At 63.2% G+C, this 345-nt stretch carries 1 protein-coding gene; it reads left to right on the top strand.

Annotation, left to right across the window (positions count from 1 at the left end; genetic code table 11):
• Positions 1–34: 34 nt before the first annotated feature.
• Positions 35–345: hypothetical protein (locus tag EN852_RS37030; RefSeq protein WP_135879775.1), on the top strand; the 311-nt coding region annotated here is incomplete at its 3' end.

The raw sequence follows: 345 nt of genomic DNA, 5'->3' as shown, positions 1-345 counted from the left end.
CATAGTGGTTCCGCCCCGTGCAAGGATTTCGGCCATGCGCGCCATCAAGGCACATGCTGCACCGATTGTGCGTGTGCATCGCACCGATCCGACCAAGGGGCGCCCCGATCCGTTCGAAGTGCAGGAATTCGACAAGTCGAACATCTGGCAGGCGGCCGTTTCCCTGTTCCATCCCGAGGCAGATCTGCGCCTCCACGCAGCATCCATAGTTGCCGGGGCCTGCCCATACCCCTCGCCGGGCGCCACGCTGGGAGGACGTCCCAAGCTGCAGCCCCTTTCCGACTATGAAGTCTCGCTCGCCTTCCCATTTCTCGATTCCGCAAACAGCGGGCTGACGGGTGGCAC

The sequence above is a fragment of the Mesorhizobium sp. M2E.F.Ca.ET.209.01.1.1 genome, assembly GCF_004010375.2.
GTDB lineage: Bacteria > Pseudomonadota > Alphaproteobacteria > Rhizobiales > Rhizobiaceae > Mesorhizobium.
Note: the sequence above shows the minus strand (reverse complement) of the source record. Positions and strands in the feature narration are given on the sequence as shown.